We start from the raw sequence: 22,132 nt of genomic DNA on the forward strand, positions 1-22,132 counted from the left end.
CGTGACCCCTTACGCCACGGCGCGGAACAGCAGCGCCGGATCGCGCGCGGGATCGATACGCAACCTGATCCCGCCCCATTCGATGCGGGACTGTTCGCCGGTGAGAAGGTTTTCGAGGCCGGTCACATGGTGTCGCCGGCCGCCGGCGTCAACGGTGACGTCGCCAAGCGGCAGCCAAAACTCGCGCACATGGCGCGACAGCGCGATCACGACGATGACGGTGTTGGCGGGATCGGCGGCGTCCTTGACGAAGGCGATGGTCTCGCCGTCCTCGACGCCGAGGAAGCGTAAACTGACCGTCTGCTGGAGCGCTGCATTCTCGTCGCGAATGCGATTGAGGGCGGTGATGTAGGGCTTGATGTTGCCGGGCTTGTCCCAGTCGCGCTGCTTGATCTGGTATTTCTCGGAATCCAGATATTCTTCCCAGCCCGGGATCGCCTCGTGCTCCAGGAGCTCGAATCCGCTGTAGATGCCGTAATTCCCTGACAGCGTCGCCGCCAGCGCGAGGCGTGATTTGAACGCCCACATTTCGCCGCCCTGGAGATGATAGGGCAGCAAATCGGCGGAGTTGACGAACAGGTTCGGCCGATAGAACTCGCGTTCGGGATAGCGCGTCAGCTCGCCGAGATACTGCTCCAGCTCCCACCTGTCCGTGCGCCAGGGAAAATAGCTGAAGGACTGCGCAAAGCCGAGCTTGGCGAGTCCCTTCATCAGTTTTGGTCGCGCAAAAGTCTTGGAGAACAGGATCACCTCCGGGTGTCGGCGGCGGATGTCGCGGATCAGCCACTCCCAGAACGGAAGCGGCGCGGTGTCGTGATTGTCGATGGCGAAGATGGTCACGCCATGGTCGATCCAGAACAGCATGGCGTCGCGAAACGCGTTCCACAGCCCGGCCCGGTCGACGGAGTTGAAATCGGGAATGACGATGTCGGAATAGGGGCCGTCCGCCGTCCGCACCGAGCGATCCGGCCGCCATTTGAACCATTCCGGGTGCTGCGTCAGCCAGGGATGGTCCGGCGAGCATTGCACGGCGAAGTCGAGCGCCAGCTCGAGGCCATACTCGAGACAGGTTGCGACCAGTGCGCGGAAGTCCTCGATCGTGCCGAGCTCGGGATGCAGCGCGTCGTGTCCGCCGTCCGCCGTGCCGATCGCATAGGGCGAGCCGGGATCGCCTTCATTCGCCACCGGCGCATTGTTGCGGCCCTTGCGGCGGGTTTTGCCGATCGGATGGATCGGCGTGAAATAGAGCATGTCGAAGCCCATCGCGGCGATATCGGGCACGCGGGCGATGCAGTCTCTCAGCGTGCCGTGCCGGCCGGGGACCCGACTCTGGCTGCGCGGCATCATCTGATACCAAGCGCCGAAGCGCGCCTTGTCGCGATCGACGATCAGCGGGAATAAGGGCGAGCGGGTGAGGTCGGGGCGCTGTTGGCTCTCGGCCATGGCTTGCCCGAGTTCGGTCGCGAGCAGGGGGCCGACGTCGCCGCTCTGGAGATAATCCTCGCACTGCCTGATGATGATCGCTGCTGCGTCCTGCGGCGCGCCATGTGCCTTGGTCAGGAGGCCAGCGCCTTCGATCGCATCGAGGCTGACGTCGGCGCCGGAGCGCTGCTTGCGCGTGACGCCGTGAGACCATGTGGCGAATTCATCGGTCCAGGCTTCGATCGCATAGAAATATTGGCCCGGCTCCATGGGCGTGAATGTCCCCGACCAGCGGTCATTGCCATGATGGGCCATCGGCTCTCGCTGCCATTCGCGGTCCTGCTCCCGGCGCCACAGCAGCGCTGCGCCGATCACGGCGTCGCCGTCGCGGTAGATGTCGGCCCAGACCTCGACCCGGTCGCCCGCGATCCGCTTCACGGCAAAGCGGCCGCCATCGATCAAGGGATAGACGTCCTCGATGAGGAAAGCGCTGCCGGCTGCGGCACTTTCGACAGTTTGAATTGTCTTGTTCACGGTGATGCCATTGACAAGAAAGCAGGAGCCCGTTTCCCTTGTCGGGAACCCACGCTTGGTACCTATATAGAAAGCCGGTTCTGTGTCATTAGTTCCCTTGGGAACGGCTGGCGCCGTTGGCGAGTTAGGCCAGACTAACGTCTTCCACCGCCTCGTTAAAATCGAAGCCCCCGGCAAGTGGGTGGCCTGCAAGCTGCGTGCCGAATGGATCTTTTAGCTCAAGCCCGGATCAAGGGCGTTCAATCCGAATTCGTCGATGCCCTGGGAAAGCTGCGGGTCACTGACCCCGTGGCCCTCAAATCCATCCTGGACGCCCTGCCGGAAAAGCGGGTCTACCGCTTCGTCGGGGGGCCGGTCGTGGTGCGCGCCCTCGGGCATCCGCGCACGGAATTGGCGGCCATCGGCGCGCCACCGCTGCGATGGGCATTGAGCGCGAACGGCAAATCGGTCGCCCAAGGCGAGACGCGCGAGCCCGTGATCGCCTGGCCTGCCGGCCTGCCGCTCGGTTATCACCGGTTGACGCTCACCGATGCCGAAGGTGTGAGCGAAGACGTGCCGATGATCGTGGCGCCCGAGCGCGCCTTCGGCGGCGATTTCGACCGCGGCTGGCTGCTCGCCGTGCAGCTCTACAGCGTCCGCTCCAACCGCAATTGGGGCATCGGCGATTTCACCGATCTCGCCGATTTGGTCCGGCTCGCCAAGCAATTGGGGGCTGACGGCGTCGGCCTCAATCCGCTGCATGTGCTGTTCGACGATTATCCGGCCGATTGCAGCCCCTATTCGCCGAACAGCCGGCTGTTTCTCAACCCGCTCTATATCGACGTCGAGGCGATCCCGGAATTCTCCGCCGACCTCGTGCCGGATGCCGCCGCGACCGCCGCGCGCCTGCGCGAGGGCGATCGCGTGCCCTACACGGACATGGCGGCGTTGAAATGGCTGGGCTTGCGCGCCGCCTTCAACAGTTTCGCGACGAGCGCGGGCGAGGCGCGCCGCCGCGAGTTCGACGCCTTCCGCGCCGCCCGCGCGCCGTTGTTGTCGCGCTTTGCCTGTTTCGAGGTGCTGCGCCATCGCTTCAACGCGCCGTGGTGGGAATGGCCGGTGGAATGGCAAAAGCCTGACGATACGAAATGCGCCGCGCTGCGCAAGGGACCCGACAAGCGCGAGCTCGAGTTCGTCGAGTTCGTGCAATGGACAGCCGACAGCCAGTTGCATGCCGCCAAGGAGTTGGCCGGCCAACTCGGGATGCGGGTCGGGCTCTATCTCGACGTCGCTGTCGGCGTGCAGTCCAACGGCTTCGATGCCTGGAACGAGCAGATGGCGATCTCCCGTCATCTCGCCGTCGGCGCGCCGCCCGACGTGCTCAACACCGTCGGCCAGGATTGGGGCCTCGCCGGCTTCAACGCGGGCGGCCTGGAAGCTCAATCCTTCGTGCCGTTCGCCGACATGCTCGCGGCGTCGATGCGCCATGCCGGTGCCATCAGGCTCGATCACGTGCTCGGCTTGAAGCGGCTCTATCTGGTGCCGCGCGGCTTCAAGCCCGACAACGGCGCCTATGTCCAGATGCCGTTCGAGGCGTTGCTGGCGGCGGTGGCCAGCGAGAGTGCCAGGCATAAGTGCATCGTGATCGGCGAAGATCTCGGCACCGTGCCGGAAGGTTTCCGCGAGACCATGCAGGATTTCGGCATCTGGTCTTACCTCGTCATGATGTTCGAGCGTGACGAGACCGGCCGCTTCCGCAGCGTCGATCACTACCGACCCAACGCGCTGGTCACGCTGAACACGCACGATTTGTCGACCTATGCCGGCTGGCGCTCCTTCAGCGACCTCAAGATGAAGCTTTCACTCGGGATCGATCCAGGAGAAAGCGACCAAGCACGCTGGGACGCGCTCGGCATGCTGGACCAGATCTTGCGCCAGAACGGCATCACCGCCAACGATCTTTATTCGGTGCTGGCCTTCCTGTCGCGCACGCCGTCGCGGCTGCTCGCGGTGTCGATGGAGGATCTGCTCGGCGTGGTCGACCAGCCCAACATCCCCGGTACGATCGACGAGCACCCGAACTGGCGCCAGCGGCTGCCCGTCGCGCTCGACCAGATCGCCGCGAAGGTCGATCTCACGGCCTTGCGAGCAGCGACGCGGGAACGTTCGTTGAACGGCGGGAGTTGATCGACCGGGGTTTTTCAGGCTGGCAAAGCATTGTCGCAGAAGATCGAAGACTATGCGCTGATCGGCGACTGCGAGACCGCTGCACTTGTGGGGCGCAACGGCTCGATCGACTGGCTGTGCTGGCCGGCCTTCGATTCCGATGCCTGCTTTGCCGCGATCCTCGGCACCCACAAGAACGGCCGCTGGCTAATCGCGCCGCGCAAGGATGTCACGAGCATCTCGCGCCGCTATCTCGGCAATACCCTCATCCTGGAGACCCGCTTCGAGACGAAGAGCGGCACCGTCGCGCTGGTCGACTTTATGCCGCCGCGCGGCAAGGCGTCCGACATCGTGCGTCTGGTCCGCGGCGTCAGCGGCAAGATCAACATGCGGATGGAGCTCGTCATCCGCTTCGGTTTCGGCATCGATATCCCATGGGTGCGGCGGATCGACCATTCGCTGATGGCGATAGCCGGCCAGGACATGACCGTGCTGCGCACACCTGTGGAGACCCGCGGCGAGGACCTGACCACGGTCGCCGACTTCGAGGTGAGTGCCGGCGAGACCGTACCCTTCGTGCTCACCTACGGCCCCTCGCATATCGAGCCACCCGCCCCGATAGACCATGAGGTCGCGCTCCAAGAGACCGAAAAATTCTGGCAGGAATGGTGCGGCAATTGCACGCGCGACGGTGACTATGAGGATCTCGTCATGCGCTCGCTGATCACGTTGAAGGCGCTGACCTTTGCCCCGACCGGCGGCATTGTCGCGGCGCCCACGACGTCGCTGCCCGAGAAGCTCGGCGGCTCCAGGAATTGGGACTATCGTTTCTGCTGGCTGCGCGACGCCACCTTCACGCTGCTGGCGCTGATGAACTCGGGCTACACCGAAGAAGCTTTGGCCTGGCACAATTGGCTGCTGCGCGCCGCCGCCGGCTCGCCCGCGAACATGCAGATCATGTACGGCATCTGGGGCCAGCGCCGCCTGCTGGAATGGGAGGCCGGTTGGCTCGACGGCTATGAGGGCGCGCGGCCGGTGCGCGTCGGTAATGCCGCGCACGCGCAGCTCCAGCTCGACGTCTATGGCGAACTGATCGACGCCTTCCACCAGTCGCGCATGGCCAAGCTCAAGCTCGACGACGAGGCGACATGGGCGCTGGAATGCGCGGTGCTCAACCATCTCGCCGAGGTCTGGGATCATCCCGACCACGGCATCTGGGAGCGGCGCGGCGAGCCCAAGCATTACGTCTTCTCCAAAGTCATGACCTGGGTCGCGTTCGATCGCGGCATCAAGAGTGCGGAGACCTTCGGCTTGAAGGCGCCGCTGCTGCACTGGCGCGCCTTGCGCGAGGCCATCCATCGCGACGTCTGCAACAGGGGATTCGACGCCGAGGAAAATACCTTCGTCGAGTCCTACGGCTCGAAGATGCTCGATGCCAGTGTGTTGCTGCTGCCGGCCGTCGGCTTCCTGCCGCCGTCGGATCCGCGCATCCGGGGCACCATCGCTTCCGTGGAGACATGCCTGATGCACGACGGCTTCGTGCTGCGGCACGATCCGCGTGAGCTGCCTCTCGGGCAGCCGCCGCTCGAAGGCGCGTTCCTGGCCTGCACCCTGTGGCTGGCCGACGCCCATGTGCTGGCCGGCGATCTCGACAAGGCGCAAGTCCTGCTCGATCGCGTGGTGGGCGTTGCGAACGATGTCGGGCTATTGGCCGAGGAATATGATTCAGTTGCCCGGCGTCAGACCGGCAATTTTCCGCAAGCGCTGACGCACATCGCGCTGATCAACACCGCGCATAATCTCTCCGCGGCGAGGCAGGAGAGCGAGAAGCCGGCTGTGCAGCGGTCGAAGTAGTGAGCTAGACCCCGAACCATTCCAGGCCGCCCGGAAGCTTTCCCACGGCAAAATCCACCTGCAGCACACGGCGATGCATAGGCTTAATCGCAGCGTCGGATGCATGGAGAATGGGCGTCGCATAGAGCCAGATGTCGCCGGGCTCAGCCAGGCACGCGACTGTGCCGCAACGTTTGACGACGTCCTTTACGTCTTCCTCTGGAATCCGTCCAAGCTTGTGGGAACCGGGTGCGATCAAGAGGGGCGCGTTGCTGGACGGGACCGGATCGAGATGCACTCGCAACGTCACCATGCCTGACAACAGCGCAAATGGCGGCTCGACGTGCTGCATGCCGCTCTTGACGCTCCAGGTCTCAAAGCCGTCGACCGGGACGCGCGCCTTCACCGCGATGGTGCGATCCTGATGCCAGCCCAGGGCCCAGTTCGTGGCGGCAGTCTTGTCGAACAAGATGGCCCTGACCGGACGGCAGGCTTCTCCCAGCACGGACGCGGCACAGTGTCCGATATCTCCGCTCGCGGCCAGGAACGGCGGAAGACCCTTTACGCCTCTCAGCCTCAGCCCGGCGTGATCAGGCGGCAGATCGGACAGGATTTCCTCAAGCTGGTGCAATCGATCGGATTTCAGCGCCTGCCGGAACAGCTGCGCGCCGTCCGCCGGAAGGGTGAGATGTTGAACGGCCAAAGTCGTACCAACAACTCAGCCCGCCCCATTCCGCTTCAAGATCATCTCCATCGCCTCGGCAAATCCGTCCTGCTCGTTGCTCGCGGTGACGTGCGTCGCCTGGTCCTTGACGTTGTCCGCGGCATTGCCCATGGCGATCGACATGCCGCTGACACGGAACATCGCGAGGTCGTTCTGCATGTCGCCGATGGTGGCGACCGAGTCGGTGGTAATGCCGAGGCGCTTGGCCATGGCCTCGACGAACGTGCCCTTGTTGAAGCCGGGCGGGGTGATGTCGAGATAATAGGTCTGCGAGCGCACCGCGGTCGCCGCGCTGCCGAGCGCGCCCTGCATGACTTTCTCGCAAGCCTCCAGGCGCGCGGCATCTGCACTGGCGCCGACGATCTTGCAGGCACTCGCAAGGTACGGCGAAAAGTCCGTCACGATGGTCGGATCGGAGCGGATGGTGTGCCGCTCATGCGCGACGTATTTGCCGCTTGGGTTGTCGATCAGCCATTTGTCGGTGGTGAAGAGCCAGACGTCGGCGCCGAACTCGCGCAGGATTTGGAGGGACCGCTCGGCCGCGCTCGCCGGGATCAGGTGCTGCTCGACGGCTCTCATCTCGGGATCGACGATCGAGGAGCCGTTGAACGGACCGACCGGAAGCCAGAGCGACAGCGGCTCGATCAAAAAGCGCATGCCGATCGCGGGGCGGCTGGAGGTGATGGTGAAGCCGATGCCGGCCTGATGCAGCCGCTGAACGGCGGACCTCGCTCGCTCCGTCAGCGTCTTGTCCTTGGTCAGGAGCGTGCCGTCGACGTCGGAGACGACCAGCGAGATCTTCGTCATGGCAGGACCTCAAGGCTCAGTTTTCAGATTTCGGTTTTCTTGCTCAGCGCTTCGCCCCGCTCAGCTTCAGCTGCCGCACCACGCCGTCCACGATCGCCTCGACGGATTCGTCGATCGACACGGTGATGACGTGCTCGCCCGCTTCCGGTGGCTCCAGGGTGTCGAACTGGCTCTTCAACAGCCCGGGTGGCATGAAATGGCCTTTGCGGTTTGCGAGCCGCTCCGCGATCAGTTCCTTGGTACCCTTCAGGAAGACGAAGCGGACGTCGTCGCGTCCGCGCAGCAGCACGTCGCGATAGGTGTGTTTCAGCGCCGAGCAGGCGATGATGACATGCTCGCCGCGCTCGCAGACCCGCCCGATCTCGTCGGCAATGGCGTTGAGCCAGGGCCAGCGGTCCTCGTCGGTGAGCGGCTGCCCGGCCCGCATCTTTTCGACATTGCTGGCGGGATGAAAGCTGTCGCCGTCCTCGAAGCGCCAGCCGAGGCGCTGGCCGAGCGCTTCGGCGATCGTGCTCTTGCCCGAGCCCGACACGCCCATCACGATCAATGCACAAGGTGCTTCAACGCGGCCCACGAAATCCCTCCGGAAGCGCGGCCTGGTCGACCAGCCAGACGGTCTCACCATTCGAGCGCGCGCGTGATGCCGGCAGAGTCTCGCCATTGAGGAGGCGCGTCAAGATCGGCTGCTTGTCGTGCCCGGCGATCTCGAACAGCATTTCGTGGCAGGATGCCAGGACGGGCAAAGTGAGCGAGACCCGCGGCACGAAGGGCGCGACATTGGCCTTGGGAACGCCAATGACCCAGCGGGTAGTCTCCTCGATCTCGGGGTAGCCCGGAAAAAGCGAAGCTGTGTGGCCGTCCGGGCCGACGCCCATCAGGACGATGTCGAACAGCGGCCGGGATGGATCGAGGCTTTCAGCGCCGTAGAAGCCTTGCAACGTGCGCGCATAGGCTTGCGCGCTTGCCTCCGGACTGTCGGCTGCCGTCGGAATCGGGTGGATATGGCCTGCGGGCGCATTGCGATCGAGGAAGGTCGCGCGCGCCACCGCCATGTTGTTGAGGGGATCGCTTTCGGGGACGAAGCGCTCGTCGCCGATGAACCAATGCACGCGGTCCCACGGGATTCTCTCGCGCCAAGTGTCGCTGCCGAGCAATTGATAGAGCTTCTTCGGGCTGGAGCCGCCGGTCAGGCAGATCGCGATGCGCGAGGAGTTGGCGGCGATCCGCGCCATCACCCGTTCGGCCGCGGCCTGAGCCAGGGCCTCTACATCCGCCGCGACGATTAGCTTCGGCTGGTCGGCGGCCGTCATCACGAGTATTTCCGCCAGCTTCGTCCGTCGCGCCGAAGCAATTCGTCGGCGCAGGCCGGCCCATCGCTGCCGGCTTCATAGGTTTCGACGCCGTTGGTGCCTGCGCCTTTCCAGGCGTCCAGGAACGGCTGCACCGCCTGCCAGCCTGCCTCGATACCGTCGGCGCGCTGGAAAAGGATGTTGTCGCCGATCATGCAGTCGTAGATCAGCGTTTCGTAGCCGGTCGAGGGGTCAGCGCGGAAATAATCGCCGTACTTGAATTTCATCTCGACGCCGTCGATGGTGATGCTCGGCCCCGGGATTTTTGCGTTGAACTGAAGTTCGATCGTCTCGGTCGGTGCGATGCCGATGGTCAAGAAGTTCTGCGACAGGCGATCGATGTCCGTGCCTGAAAACATCGACAGCGGCGCCTGCTTGAACTTGATCGCCACTTCCGTCCGCTTGTGGCCGAGCGCCTTGCCGGTACGCAGATAAAAGGGAACGCCGGCCCAGCGCCAGTTGTCGATCATCAGCTTGAGTGCGACAAAAGTCTCGGTCGTGCTGCCGGGCTTGACCTCTTCGGTCTTGCGATAATCCGGGATCTCCTCGTCGCCGACACGGCCTGCCAGATACTGCGCTCGGACCGAATTTCTCAGCGCCTCTTCCCGGCTTGGCCGCTGGATCGCGGTGAGCACGTCGGCCTTCTCGGAGCGCACCGAATGCGCGTCGAACCGCGCCGGCGGCTCCATCGCGACCAGCGACATCAGCTGGAATAGATGGTTCGGCACCATGTCGCGCAACGCGCCGGTAGCGTCGTAGAAGCCGCCGCGATGGCCGACGCCGAGCTTCTCCTCTACCGTGATCTGGATGTGGTCGATGTGGTTGCGATTCCAGATCGGCTCGAACATGCCGTTGGCAAAGCGCAGCACCAGGATGTTCTGCACCGTCTCCTTGCCGAGATAATGATCGATCCGGTAGATCTGGTGCTCCTCCATGATCTTCAGCAGCTCGGCATTCAGCGCGCGCGCCGAGGCGAGATCGGTGCCGAACGGTTTCTCGATCACGAGACGACGCCAGGCGCCGTTCTCCTTCATCATGCCGGTGCGGCCGAGCTCGCGTGCGGTCGGCGCGAATGCGGCGGGCGGCGTGGCCAGGTAGAACAGCCGGTTGCCGCCGGTGTCCTGCGCGCATTCCAGCGAATCCAGATGCTCGCGCAGGCGATCAAAGGAGGGCGGATCCTTTGCGTCCGCCTCGACGAAGGTGACGCATTCCAGCAGCTTCCTGGCAATGTCGTCGTCGACGGGGCGGGTTGCAAACTGACGCAGGCCCTTCAACAGACTGTCGCGCAGCTCGTCGTCCGACTGGCCCCTGCGCGCTACGCCGACGACGCAGAACTTTTCCGGCAACAGGTGTTCGGCCGCCAGATTGTAGAGCGAAGGCATCACCAAGCGGTGAGTGAGGTCGCCTGTAACGCCAAAGATGACGAAGGCGCAATTTTCCGGCTTGCGCTTTGATTGCGGGTCTTTTGTCACGAACTGTCGGCCTTCGCTTTGTTACGCTTAGCTTTGTCAGCTCATTTGGGCTTAGAAGCGCCCGGCTGCTTCGGCTCCTTGTGGCCGCCGAACCCCGCGCGCATCGCGGAGAGAATTTTCTCGGCAAAGGTGTGTTCCTTGCGGGAACGGAAACGTGTGTAGAGCGCGGCCGTCAACACTTCGGCCGGCACGGCCTCGTCGATCGCCGCGTTCACGGTCCAGCGCCCTTCGCCGGAATCCTCCACGAAGCCGGAATATTCCGCGAGCTGCGGGCTGTCGGCGAGCGCGTTGGAGGTGAGGTCGAGCAGCCAGGACGGGATCACGCTGCCGCGCCGCCACACTTCGGCGATGTCGGCGAGATCGAAATCGTAGCGGTGGTCCGCGGGCAATGCGTCGATGTTCGCATTCTTGAGGATGTCGAAACCTTCGGCATAGGCCTGCATCAGGCCGTATTCGATGCCGTTGTGGATCATCTTGACGAAATGCCCGGCCCCGACCGGGCCGGCATGGATGTAGCCCTGCTCGATGCGGGGATCGCGGCCCTCGCGACCCTCGGTGCGCGGAATGTCGCCGGCGCCGGGCGCCAGTGCCGCAAAGATCGGATCGAGCCGGTCCACCACCTGCTTCTCGCCGCCGATCATCATGCAATAGCCGCGCTCGAGCCCCCAGACGCCGCCGGACGTGCCGACGTCGACATAGTGGATGCCGCGCTCCTTCAACGCCTTGCCGCGCCGGACGTCGTCCTGCCAGAAGGTGTTGCCGCCGTCGATGATGACGTCGCCCGCCTGCATCACGCCCGCGATGGTCTCGATCGTGGTCTCGGTGATGCGCCCCGCCGGCAGCATCACCCAGGCGGTGCGCGGCCGCTCGAGCTTCGAGATGAACTCTTCGAGCGTCGCCGAGCCAACCGCGCCGTCTGCGGCAAGGCCGGCGACGGCCTTGGCGTCCTTGTCATAGACCACGGTCGAATGTCCGTGACGCATCAGGCGGCGAACGATGTTGCCGCCCATCCGGCCGAGGCCGATCATGCCGAGCTGCATGTGAGAGATTCCCTTAGTTCAGCGCGTCGTTGAGCGCTGCATTGAGCGCGGCGAGACCTTTCTTGACCCCGCCCTTCAGATGCACGCGCAGCGCACGCCGGCCACGTTCGGTGAGCACGTCGAAATCGCCGCGCGCCTGCGCCGCCTTGATCACGCCGAAGCTGGCCTTCTGACCCGGCACGGGAAGGTCCTTGCCGTCGTCGGCGGTGATCTGGAGGAACACGCCGCTGTCGGGCCCGCCCTTGTAGGCTTGTCCGGTCGAGTGCAGGAAGCGCGGGCCGAACTCGGCGCAGGTGGCGACATGCCGCTTCTCGCGCACCTCGAGCCGCATGGCCTGAAGCGCGTCGATCGTGGCCTTGTCGCGCTCGACGTAGCCGAGCAGGGCGACATAGTCGCCATCGCCCGAGCGCGACAGATGCGCCTTCAGCCAGGAGGTGAGGTCGCCATTGGCGCCCGCGGCGCGCAGTGCCGTGGCGTTGGCCTCGTCGGTGTAGAGATCGGCGTCCTTGGTGCTGACCACCGGCTGCTCTTCCGGCAGCGCGCCGGTCTTCTCGAAGGCGGAGGTGAGCTCGCGGGTCTTGATCTTGGCCGCTTCCACGTCCGGCTGGTCGAACGGGTTGATGCCGAGGATGCTGCCGGCCACGGCCGTCGCCATCTCGAAGCGGAAGAACTCCTGACCGAGATGCTCGATCGACTTCATGACGATACGCACCACGGGATGGCCGGCCGCCTCGATGGCGGCAAGCTGGGAGTCGTGGGCCGCATCCGCCTCGCCCTCGATGCGGATGTCGATGAAGAAGCGATCGTTGCCGTAGACGGAAGGGTCGCCCAGCGGCTCGCCCTCGATCGGGATAAGGCCCTTGCCCTCTTTGCCGGTGGATTCCGCGATGAGCTGCTCGGCCCAGGCGCCGAAATCGGCGATCTTCTTCGAGGCCAGGATCGTCACCTTGTCCCGGCCTTCCAGGCCGGCGAGGCCCATGGCAAGTCCGAGCTGCACGCCGGGGTTTTCGGACGGCGGCACGTCCGGCCCGCAGGAGCGGGCCATCGCCAGTGCGTGCTTGATGAAGGTCTTGACGTCGATGCCCGCGGTCGCCGCCGGCACGAGGCCGAACGGCGACAGCACGGAGTAGCGTCCGCCGATCGAGGGCTCGCCGTGGAAAATGCGGGCGTAGTTCAGCTTCTTCGCCGCCTTCTCCAGCGATGAGCCGGGATCGGTTACCGCGATGAAGCGATGGCCGGTCTTCACCTTGGTGCCGACCGCCTTGGCGACCTGCGCATGGAAATAGTCCTTCATCGCATTCGGCTCGGTGGTGCCGCCGGATTTGCTGGAGACGATGAAGACGGTGTTGGCGATGTCGATCCGGGCCTCCATCGCCCGCACCTGCGCCGGATCGGTGGAATCAAGCACATGCAATTTCGGGAAGCCGGGCTTCTTGCCAAAGGTTTCGGCCAGCACCTCTGGCCCGAGGCTGGATCCGCCCATGCCGAGCACGACGGCATCGGAGAATTTTTGGCCTTTCACGCGGCCGGCATAGTCCTCATAGTCGGCGATGTCGGCCTTGGCCGCGCTGTCGAGCCAGCCCAGCCATTTGTCCTCGTCCGCGCCGGTCCAGACCGATTTGTCGCGCTGCCACAGCCTGCGGATCTTTGCGGCCGCCCGCCATTCCTCGGTGCTCTTGGCCACCGCCTTGCCGAGCCCATCGCCGAGCGAGAGAGACTGGCGGTCGAGCGCAGGGCCTAGCACGGTGGCACGCTTGTGAGCGACGGCGCCATAGAGCTTGTCGGCGGCGTCGGCGAACAGTTTTACGCCGTCCTTGACCAGCTCCTCGGTGATCGCATCGAGCGAGATGCCCGAGCGATCTAGCTCCTCCAGCACGCGCTGCGCATCCTCGATATTCTCTTCCAGGCTGTCGCGCGGCTTGCCGTGGTCGCGGAAGGCGTCGAGCGTCGCCGGCGGCACGGTGTTGACGGTGTCGGGGCCGATCAGCTCCTCGACATAGAGGACGTCGCTGTAGTCCTTGTTCTTGGTGCCGGTGGACGCCCACAGCATGCGCTGCGGCTTGGCCCCCTTGGCGGCGAGCTTCTCCCAGCGCGGTCCTGAGAACAGGCGCTTGTAGTCCTGATAGGCGAGCTTGGCATTGGCGATCGCAACCTTGCCCTTGAGCGCGGCAAGCCGCTCCTTTTCGGATGGGTCGTTGGCGCGGGCGATCTTCTCGTCGAGCTGCTTGTCGACGACCGAGTCGATGCGGCTGACGAAGAAGCTCGCGACGCTCGCCACATGCGAGGGATCGCCGCCCCCGGCGACGTATTTTTCGAGCCCGGCGATGTAGGCCTCGGCGACCTGGAGATAGACGTCCTTGGAAAACAGCAGCGTGATGTTGATGCTGATGCCGTCGCCGATCAGCTGCTCGATCGCCGGCAGGCCCTCCGGCGTCGCCGGCACCTTCACCATCAGGTTCTTGCGACCAACGTCCTTCCAGAGCCGCCGTGCTTCGGCGACCGTGCCTGATGTGTCCATCGCGAGATAAGGCGAGACTTCCAGGCTGACATAACCGTCGCCGCCCTTGAGGCGGTCATAGACGGGGCGCAGCACGTCTGCGGCACTCTGGATGTCCTCGATCGCGACCGCCTCGAACAACTCTGCCACGGTCCGGTCGCCGCGCTTCAGCGCCTTGCCGATCGGCGCGTCGTATTCGTCCGAACTGCCGATCGCCTTCTCGAAGATCGAGGGATTGGAGGTGACGCCCTTGACGCCGTCCGTATCGATCAGCCGCTTCAAATCGCCATTAGCGATGAAGCCCCGGGCGAGGAAGTCCAGCCAGACGGCTTGTCCGTGCTTTTCCAGTTCTTTGACGGGATTCATGATGTTTATTGTCTCCAAGCCTGCGGGCGAGGGGTTTCCGCGCCGGTCCTGACGCGCTATCCTGTAGCCTACATGCTTCCTTGTGGGAACCAATCAAGGGCATGGGCGTCATACCCTGCGGGGCAACTCCGTCGCGATCATGGCGATCCAGGCGGCTTTGCCTAACTGGGAGGGTAGCGTTCGTCATTCCGTTAGTATCGGCGATCGTCGCAGCGGCAACGGTCGCGTCGGCAACGAATGACTGCTGTACGACCTGACAGAGGAAGTTTTGACCGAGCCGTGACGCAAGTCGCAGGAGGATCCTGCTGACGCCGTCCTGCGGCGGCAGAGCCGAGCGTGTCGCGTCATGCGCGGGGCGTCGTATGGTTCGTTTGTCGCAGGGCTTGGCGGCCGATTTCGATGCATCGCTGCGCTTGCCATGATCGTCGCACCGTCGGCGGTCTGCGCACTGCATTGCAGCAGGAAGATGAACGAGCGCTCAAGGCTTCGCCGTACTAGCGTCATAAGATCGCCGCCGGCAGATCGCTATGCTGCAGCGCCGGATGAACGCATCCCCGGTAATGCCCGGATGTTGCGAGCGAGTGACATTTTCTGGAAATGAGCCAATATGGATGTAGATTCGCTCAAATTACAGGCATGTGCCTGTTCGTAACTCAACGAGTGCCTACGTTGTGCGTTGCGTCGAGCCGGCACCAAGGTGTCCAATGATCGTCATGTGCTCACGCTGATTCGAAACGGCCTGAGGAACGGTCCGGTAACTGCTTTCGTTTCAGCTTGTAGCGGAACTTCACGCGGAGAGGGATCATGTACAACGATTCTCTATTCAACGCTTTCGCTCGGTCGTTCGAGGCGAGAAGCCAGCACGACATGTCGATGGCGGAATATCTGGAATCGTGTCGAAGCGATCCCATGAAATACGCGAACGCGGCCGAACGACTGCTAGCTGCCATCGGTGACCCCCAGACGATTGACACGGCCAAGGATACCCGCCTTGGCCGTATTTTTTTGAACCGCACGATCCGTACCTATCCGGCCTTCGCCGGCTTCTACGGCATGGAAGAAACCATCGAGCGCATCGTCGGCTTCTTCCGTCACGCAGCTCAAGGTCTCGAAGAGCGCAAGCAGATTCTCTATCTGCTCGGCCCGGTCGGCGGCGGCAAATCCTCGCTCGCCGAGCGGTTGAAGTCGCTGATGGAAGTGCATCCGATCTACGTGCTGAAGGCCGGCGACGAACTCTCGCCCGTGTTCGAGAGCCCTCTCAGCCTGTTCGATCCCGATCATCTCGGCCCGATGCTGGAAGAGAAGTACGGCATTCCGCGCCGCCGCCTCACCGGCCTGATGAGTCCGTGGTGCTACAAGCGGCTCGAAGCCTTCGGCGGCGATATTTCCCAGTTCCGGGTCGCAAAAATCCAGCCGTCGCGGCTACGCCAGATCGCGATCTCCAAGACCGAGCCAGGTGACGAGAACAACCAGGACATCTCCTCGCTGGTGGGCAAGGTCGACATCCGCAAGCTCGAGACCTACGCGCAGAACGATCCCGACGCCTACAGCTATTCCGGCGGCCTCAATCGCGCCAATCAGGGCGTGCTCGAGTTCGTCGAGATGTTCAAGGCGCCGATCAAGATGCTGCATCCGCTGCTCACTGCGACGCAGGAAGGCAACTACATCGGCACCGAGAACATCGGCGCGATTCCCTTCACCGGCGTCATCCTCGCGCACTCCAACGAGGCCGAATGGGCGAGCTTCAAGGCAAACAAGAACAACGAAGCCTTCATCGACCGCATCTGCGTGATCAAGGTGCCGTACTGCCTGCGCGTCACCGAGGAGCAGAAGATCTACGAGAAGCTGATCCAGGGCTCCGAGCTCGCGGCCGCGCCTTGCGCGCCCTCGACGCTGGAGACGCTGGCGCGGTTCTCGGTGATGTCGCGCCTGCGCAAGCACGAGAATTCCACGCTGTTCGGCAAGATGCGGGTCTATGACGGCGAGAGCCTGAAGGAGTCGGATCCGAAGGCGCGCAGCGTCCAGGAATATCGCGACGCCGCCGGCGTCGACGAGGGCATGGACGGCGTCTCCACCCGTTTCGCCTTCAAGATCCTGGCTGCGACCTTCAACCACGATCCGCAGGAGGTCGCCGCCGACGCCGTGCACCTGATGTACGCGCTGGAGCAGGCGATCCGCCGCGAGCAGCTTCCGGAGGAGACCGAGAAACGTTACCTCGAATTCATCAAGGCAGAGCTCGCGCCGCGCTATGCCGAGTTCATCGGCAACGAGATCCAGAAGGCCTATCTCGAATCCTACTCGGATTACGGCCAGAACCTGTTCGACCGCTACGTCGATTATGCCGACGCCTGGATCGAGGATCAGGATTTCAAGGATCCCGACACCGGCCAGCTGCTGGATCGCGAGCTTTTGAACCAGGAGTTGACGAAAATCGAGAAGCCGGCGGGCATCGCCAACCCCAAGGACTTCCGCAACGAGGTCGTCAAATTCTCGTTACGCTCGCGGGCCCAGAACGGCGGCAAGAATCCGACCTGGACCTCTTACGAGAAGATTCGCGACGTGATTGAAAAGAGGATATTCTCCCAGGTCGAGGACCTGCTTCCGGTCATCTCGTTCGGGTCGAAGAAGGACGGCGAGACGGAGAAGAAGCACGGTGAGTTCGTTGCACGCATGGTGGAGCGCGGCTACACCGAGCGTCAGGTTCGCCGGCTCGTCGAATGGTACATGCGCGTGAAGCAGGCCGGTTGAGGCGGGATGGGAGGCGAATGGTCAAGTGCCCACTCACATCATTGACAGGCGCCTGAATCCAGGCGGCAAGAGTCTTGAGAACCGGCAGCGGTTCTTGCGTCGGGCCAAGTCCCTGGTGCAGGGCGCCGTCAAGAAGACCTCGCAGGAACGCGACATCAAGGACGTCCTGGAGGGTGGTGAGGTCACGATCCCGCTCGACGGCATGCATGAGCCGCGCTTCCGCCGCGAAGGCGGCACGCGCGACATGGTGCTGCCCGGAAACAAGAAGTTCATCGAGGGCGACTACCTCCAGCGCTCCGGCCAGGGCAGCGCCAAGGATTCAGGTCCGGGCGAAGGCGACAGCGAGGATGCCTTCCGTTTCGTGCTGAGCCGCGACGAGTTCGTCGACCTCTTCCTGGACGATCTCGAACTGCCGGATCTCGCCAAGCGCAAGATCGCGCAGACCGAGAGCGAAGGCATCCAGCGCGCCGGCTACACCACCTCGGGCTCCCCCGCCAACATCTCGGTGAGCCGGACGGTGCAGCTCGCCCTCGCCCGCCGCATCGCGCTCCGCCGTCCCCGCAAAAGCGAGATCGAGGAGCTCGAGGCCGAGATCGCCGCGTGCACCGATGAGGATGTTCGCATCGAGCTGCTGGAGAAGCTCGCGAAGCTGAAGGCGAAGTCCAAACGCATTCCCTTCATCGACCCGCTCGATATCCGCTACCGCCGCTACGAGAAGGTGCCGCGGCCCGTGGCGCAAGCCGTGATGTTCTGTCTGATGGACGTCTCGGGTTCGATGTCCGAGCACATGAAGGACCTGGCCAAGCGCTTCTACATGCTGCTCTACGTGTTCCTGAAGCGACGCTACAAGCATGTCGAGATCGTCTTCATTCGCCACACCGACCGCGCCGAGGAAGTGGACGAGCAGACCTTCTTCTACGGCCCGGCCTCCGGCGGCACGCTGGTCTCCAGCGCGCTCCAGGCGATGCACGAAATCGTGCGCGAGCGCTTCAATCCGTCGGACTGGAACATCTACGCCGCGCAAGCCTCGGACGGCGACAATTCCTATTCCGACGGCGAGCTCACCGGCATGCTGCTGACCGACAAGATCCTGCCGGTCTGCCAGTTCTTTGCCTACCTCGAGGTCGGGGAATCCGGCGGCAGCGCTTTCGATCTCTCCGATTCCTCGCTCTGGAGCCTGTACGACCGCCTGCGCAACAGCGGCGCGCCGCTGTCGATGCGCAAGGTCTCCGAGCGCAGCGAGATCTTCCCGGTGTTCCACGACCTGTTCCAGCGCCGCGAAACCACTCAGGAGAAAGCCGCTCCATGACGGAACGCTTGTTCGAAGGCGCGGATTGGGACTTCCACACCTTGCAGCGCATCACCGATGCCTGCGAGGAGGTGGCGCTGAAGGATCTCGGTCTCGACGTCTATCCGAACCAGATCGAGGTGATCACCGCCGAGCAGATGCTGGACGCGTACTCCTCGGTCGGCATGCCCCTGTTCTACAAGCACTGGTCGTTCGGCAAGCATTTCGCGTTTCACGAGGCGTCCTACCGCAAGGGCCTGATGGGCCTCGCCTATGAGATCGTGATCAATTCCTCGCCCTGCATCTCCTACCTGATGGAGGAGAACACGGCGACGATGCAGACGCTGGTGATCGCGCACGCCGCCTTCGGGCACAACCACTTCTTCAAGAACAACTATCTGTTCAAGCAGTGGACCGACGCCGACGGCATCCTGGATTATCTCGATTTCGCGAAAAACTATGTCGCGACCTGCGAGGAGCGATACGGCCGCGTCGAGGTCGAGCGCACGCTCGACGCCGCGCACGCGCTGATGTCGCACGGCATCGACCGCTATCCCGGCAAGAAGAAGCTCGATCTGCGCGCCGAGGAGAAGCGGGCAGGGCGGCGCCGCCAGCACGAGGAGGAGGTCTTCAACGATCTCTGGCGCACCGTGCCCAAGGGCACCGCCAAGAGCCGGTCCGCGCTCAGCATCGAGCGCCGCCGTAAGCTGCTCGGCCTGCCGCAGGAGAATCTGCTCTATTTCCTGGAGAAGAGCGCGCCGCGGCTGGCGCCCTGGCAGCGCGAGCTGTTGCGCATCGTCCGTCACATCGCGCAATATTTCTACCCGCAGAGCCAGACCAAGGTCATGAACGAGGGGACGGCGACCTACGTCCATTATCGCATCATGACCCAGCTGCATCAGCAGGGCCGCATCACCGACGGCAACTTCCTCGAATTCCTGGGATCGCACACCAACGTGGTGTTCCAGCCCGAATTCGACGATCCGCGCTTCTCCGGCTTCAATCCCTATGCGCTCGGCTTTGCCGTGATGCAGGACATCGAGCGCATCGTCACCCGTCCGGAGGACGAGGACTGCGAATGGTTTCCGGATATCGCCGGCAAGAACGACGTGATGGGCGTGCTGCGCGACGTCTGGGCCAATTACCGCGATGAAAGTTTCATTGCGCAATTCCTCAGCCCGAAGCTGATGCGGCACTTCCGCATGTTCCATTTGCACGACGACCCCGAGGAGCGCGCCGGCATCCGCGTCGATGCCATTCACGACGAGCGCGGCTTCCGCCGCGTCCGGCGCGAGCTGGCACGGCAGCACGATGTCGGCTACATCGACGCCAATATCGAGGTGGTCGACGTCGATCTCTCCGGCGACCGCCGGCTGATCCTGCATCACCATGTCATCAAGGGCTCGCAGCTCAACGAGACCGACGCCAAGCGCGTCCTGCAGCATCTCGCCGACCTCTGGACCTACGACGTCGCGCTGATCGAGGTCGATGCCAACGACAAGGTCCTGCGCGAATACGTCGTGAGCCCGCGCCCGATCCCGGCCGCGGTGGCGTGAGGCGGTCGAAGCCGGGTGATTAGGCGGCTGGTTCGCCCTCGGCCCATCCTTCGAGACGCCCGCCTCTGGCGGGCCCTCAGGATGAGGACGGAGTGTGCGGCAGCACTTTCGGCGGACCAAGATGCTGCTTAGCCTCATTCTGAGGAGACCGCGCAGCGGTCGTCTCGAAGGGCGAGGCGCTCGCTCCGGCCGCCGCCAAGAATGACTTCGAGTTGGCGTGTTGCACTAAGCCGACCGCTTCGCCGCCTTCTTCTTCGACGCATTCAGCTCGACCGCCGCGCGGATCAGCGCCTTCAACGCTTTCTCGTTGATCTTCTCGCCCTCGCGGATGTCGATCGCCCGCCGCACATTGCCGTCGAGGCTGGAGTTGAACAGGCCCGCCGGATCCGCAAGCGCTGCGCCCTTGGCAAAGGTCAGCTTCACCACCTCCTTGTAGGTCTCGCCGGTGCAGATGATGCCGTCGTGCTCCCACACGGGAACGCCACGCCATTTCCACTCTTCGACGATTTCGGGATCGGCCTCTTTGATCAGGCCGCGGACCCGCGCCAGCATCTCGCCGCGCCAGTCGCCGAGCTCCTTGATCCTGCCGTCGATCAGCTTTGCGGGGGAAGCCTGCTTGGTGTCCTTGGCACCAGGCTTCTTCGCCATCACAGCTTTCTTCATCGCCGCGCCCTCGTTCACGCGTTGTGGCGATTGAGATAGGGCAGCGCGAACAGATAGAGCCCGGTCGCGAGCAGCGGAATGAGCGGGACGAGCGCCAGGAAACCGATCCACACCGCCTGGACCTGCATGGTCATCGCCACGATGTTGGCGATGACGGCAAGGGTGAAAGCCATCGACAGCCAGCGATGAATCTGCCGAATCCACATAGGCGTGCTCATTGGGACCTCCTTGAGAACGATCGCGACGGCTAACTGGCCCGCGCCAGGACTTCGTCCAGCTTGGCCAAAAACTGCTTCCAGCCCGCATGCGCGCCGCCAAAGGCCTGCTTCTGCGTCGGGCTGAAGCCCGCCTGCTCGACGCGCAGATGCGTGCCCGTGCCGGTCGGCGTCAGCGTGAAGGTGACGACGCTTTTCAGGTCGAACGCGGCATCCTCGTGCGAGAAATTCCAGGTGTAGGCGAGACTCTTCTGCGGCTCGATGGTGAGCACTTCGCAGTCCAGCACGCCGCCCCATTCGCCGCGAAGATTGAAGCGATGGCCGACGACCGGCTTGAAGTCGTTCTTCATCAACCATTCCTCGATCAGATGCGGCTGCGTCAGCGCGCGCCAGATCCGCTCGGACGGAAAGGCGAATTCACGTTCGATCACCACGGAGCGCGTCTCGTTTGAGGCTTCGATCATTGGTCCATCCTCTTCAGCAGATTGTCGAGCGCGTCGAGCCGCTTTTGCCAGAATCCGGTCATCTGGCTGGTCCAGTCGACCAGCGGATCGAGCGCGCCCGGCTGCGCGCTGTAGTGGGTCTGGCGTCCCTCGTGGCGGTCGCGCACGAGGCCGGCCTGCTTCAAGGCGCCGAGATGTTTCGAGACCGCCGGCTGGGACACGCCCGACCGCAGCGTCAGGGCCCCGACCGTCTGCTCGCCCTCGCGGCATAGCCGCTCGAAGATCGCCCGCCGCGTCGGGTCGGCGAGCGTCCTGAACAACAGGTCGGGGGCAGCGGACATGCGGAATCCATAACCGGAGAGTTATGGGTATACTCATAACCGTGGAGTTATGGGTAAGTCAAGTGACATTGGGAGGATATGGCCGTCGCCGGCGCAGCTCGCTCCGCCGTCATTGCGAGCGCAGTGAAGCAATCCAGGGTCTCTCTTCGGAGGCAGCCTGGATTGCTTCGTCGCAACGGCTCGTCGCAATGACGGAAAACGTGGCGGCGCCTCGCGCACTCCTAAGGCCGCAGATACAAATACCCCTGCGATTGCAGCTCGGCGATGCGCACGACGCCGCCTTTCTCCGCGTTGACGAAGCCCGGCAGCAGGTCCGTCAACGTGACGTTCTGCGCCTTCATCGTGTTGCCGCATGCCGCGAGCTCGACGCCGCCCCTGGAGGAATCGCCGACGCGCCTGCTGACATCAGGATTGGCTTGCGCCAAGTGAAACGCCTTCAGCGCCGGGCCGTGGATGACGAGCGCGATCGTGACATGCTCGGGGCCTCCGACGCCCTCTATGTGGTTCTGGATGTTGCCGAGCACGAAATTGACCTTCTCGGCGTCGCTGAGGTGATAGACGACCTTGAGCTTGTTGCCCGGACCTGCCTCGGTGGCAGCCTGCGCACGCGAGGCGCCGAAAGCTGCGCCCAGTGCCGAGATGGCGCTCCACAAGATGTTCCGGCGGTTCATGGCGACTCCTGGCCTGGC

General features: G+C 63.8%; 18 protein-coding genes. 5 read left to right on the plus strand and 13 right to left on the minus strand.

Features of this window, described 5'->3' with window-relative positions:
• Positions 1–9: 9 nt before the first annotated feature.
• Positions 10–1,956: a maltotransferase domain-containing protein gene (locus LPJ38_RS13635; protein WP_145635477.1), complete on the minus strand. Its 1,947-nt coding sequence runs from the start codon at positions 1,954–1,956 to the stop codon at positions 10–12.
• Positions 1,957–2,160: 204 nt separating this feature from the next.
• Here LPJ38_RS13635 and malQ point away from each other — a divergent pair, with 204 nt between their 5' ends.
• Complete coding sequence (malQ, locus tag LPJ38_RS13640; protein ID WP_145635463.1) at positions 2,161–4,122, plus strand: 4-alpha-glucanotransferase; 1,962 nt, start codon at positions 2,161–2,163, stop codon at positions 4,120–4,122.
• Between the two features lie 30 nt (positions 4,123–4,152).
• The gene (locus LPJ38_RS13645; RefSeq protein ID WP_145635446.1) at positions 4,153–5,955 is read left to right on the plus strand and encodes a glycoside hydrolase family 15 protein; all 1,803 of its coding nucleotides are present in this window, start codon (positions 4,153–4,155) and stop codon (positions 5,953–5,955) included.
• Between the two features lie 4 nt (positions 5,956–5,959).
• On the opposite strand, the gene LPJ38_RS13650 is transcribed toward LPJ38_RS13645, so the two are convergent.
• The 7 genes from LPJ38_RS13650 to LPJ38_RS13680 are packed head-to-tail and all read right to left on the minus strand — an operon-like array spanning position 5,960 to position 14,189.
• Positions 5,960–6,637, minus strand: coding sequence for a phytanoyl-CoA dioxygenase family protein (locus LPJ38_RS13650; protein ID WP_145635431.1), 678 nt, complete (start codon positions 6,635–6,637; stop codon positions 5,960–5,962).
• A gap of 15 nt (positions 6,638–6,652) precedes the next feature.
• A complete protein-coding gene (locus LPJ38_RS13655; RefSeq protein ID WP_145635418.1) occupies positions 6,653–7,465 on the minus strand; it encodes an HAD family hydrolase in 813 nt (270 codons plus the stop codon).
• Between the two features lie 43 nt (positions 7,466–7,508).
• Positions 7,509–8,039 carry a gluconokinase gene (locus LPJ38_RS13660; RefSeq protein WP_145635404.1) on the minus strand — a complete coding sequence of 177 codons (531 nt, stop codon included), beginning with the start codon at positions 8,037–8,039 and terminating at the stop codon, positions 7,509–7,511.
• Positions 8,026–8,775, minus strand: coding sequence for a 6-phosphogluconolactonase (gene pgl, locus LPJ38_RS13665; protein ID WP_167520508.1), 750 nt, complete (start codon positions 8,773–8,775; stop codon positions 8,026–8,028). The genes LPJ38_RS13660 and pgl overlap by 14 nt, the downstream gene beginning before the upstream one ends.
• Positions 8,775–10,286 carry a glucose-6-phosphate dehydrogenase gene (zwf, locus tag LPJ38_RS13670; RefSeq protein ID WP_145635374.1) on the minus strand — a complete coding sequence of 504 codons (1,512 nt, stop codon included), beginning with the start codon at positions 10,284–10,286 and terminating at the stop codon, positions 8,775–8,777. The genes pgl and zwf overlap by 1 nt, the downstream gene beginning before the upstream one ends.
• A 41-nt stretch (positions 10,287–10,327) precedes the next feature.
• Complete coding sequence (gnd, locus tag LPJ38_RS13675; RefSeq protein ID WP_145635361.1) at positions 10,328–11,326, minus strand: phosphogluconate dehydrogenase (NAD(+)-dependent, decarboxylating); 999 nt, start codon at positions 11,324–11,326, stop codon at positions 10,328–10,330.
• Positions 11,327–11,339: 13 nt separating this feature from the next.
• Positions 11,340–14,189 carry a bifunctional transaldolase/phosoglucose isomerase gene (locus tag LPJ38_RS13680; protein ID WP_145635348.1) on the minus strand — a complete coding sequence of 950 codons (2,850 nt, stop codon included), beginning with the start codon at positions 14,187–14,189 and terminating at the stop codon, positions 11,340–11,342.
• An 804-nt stretch (positions 14,190–14,993) separates the two neighbouring features.
• Between LPJ38_RS13680 and LPJ38_RS13685 the strand changes: the two genes are divergently transcribed.
• From LPJ38_RS13685 to LPJ38_RS13695, 3 genes are read left to right on the plus strand one after another with little or no spacing between them, the layout of a single operon-like run.
• Positions 14,994–16,937, plus strand: coding sequence for a PrkA family serine protein kinase (locus LPJ38_RS13685; protein WP_060735126.1), 1,944 nt, complete (start codon positions 14,994–14,996; stop codon positions 16,935–16,937).
• A gap of 25 nt (positions 16,938–16,962) precedes the next feature.
• The gene (locus LPJ38_RS13690; protein WP_145635335.1) at positions 16,963–18,246 is read left to right on the plus strand and encodes a YeaH/YhbH family protein; all 1,284 of its coding nucleotides are present in this window, start codon (positions 16,963–16,965) and stop codon (positions 18,244–18,246) included.
• The gene (locus LPJ38_RS13695) at positions 18,243–19,781 is read left to right on the plus strand and encodes a SpoVR family protein (protein ID WP_145635322.1); all 1,539 of its coding nucleotides are present in this window, start codon (positions 18,243–18,245) and stop codon (positions 19,779–19,781) included. Before LPJ38_RS13690 ends, LPJ38_RS13695 begins: the two co-directional genes overlap by 4 nt.
• Positions 19,782–20,006: 225 nt before the next feature.
• On the opposite strand, the gene LPJ38_RS13700 is transcribed toward LPJ38_RS13695, so the two are convergent.
• The 5 genes from LPJ38_RS13700 to LPJ38_RS13720 all read right to left on the minus strand — a co-directional run bounded on the left by LPJ38_RS13700 (position 20,007) and on the right by LPJ38_RS13720 (position 22,114).
• Positions 20,007–20,444, minus strand: coding sequence for a DUF1801 domain-containing protein (locus LPJ38_RS13700; protein ID WP_145635311.1), 438 nt, complete (start codon positions 20,442–20,444; stop codon positions 20,007–20,009).
• 14 nt (positions 20,445–20,458) lie between these two features.
• Entirely contained in the window at positions 20,459–20,662 is a 204-nt protein-coding gene (locus LPJ38_RS13705) for a hypothetical protein (RefSeq protein ID WP_167520507.1), read from the minus strand.
• Between the two features lie 29 nt (positions 20,663–20,691).
• Positions 20,692–21,123: an SRPBCC family protein gene (locus LPJ38_RS13710; protein ID WP_145635298.1), complete on the minus strand. Its 432-nt coding sequence runs from the start codon at positions 21,121–21,123 to the stop codon at positions 20,692–20,694.
• A complete protein-coding gene (locus tag LPJ38_RS13715; RefSeq protein WP_145635291.1) occupies positions 21,120–21,443 on the minus strand; it encodes an ArsR/SmtB family transcription factor in 324 nt (107 codons plus the stop codon). The genes LPJ38_RS13710 and LPJ38_RS13715 overlap by 4 nt, the downstream gene beginning before the upstream one ends.
• 221 nt (positions 21,444–21,664) lie before the next feature.
• Complete coding sequence (locus tag LPJ38_RS13720; RefSeq protein ID WP_145635290.1) at positions 21,665–22,114, minus strand: DsrE family protein; 450 nt, start codon at positions 22,112–22,114, stop codon at positions 21,665–21,667.
• Positions 22,115–22,132 lie beyond the last annotated feature (18 nt).

This window comes from Bradyrhizobium daqingense, from assembly GCF_021044685.1.
GTDB classification, from domain to species: domain Bacteria; phylum Pseudomonadota; class Alphaproteobacteria; order Rhizobiales; family Xanthobacteraceae; genus Bradyrhizobium; species Bradyrhizobium daqingense.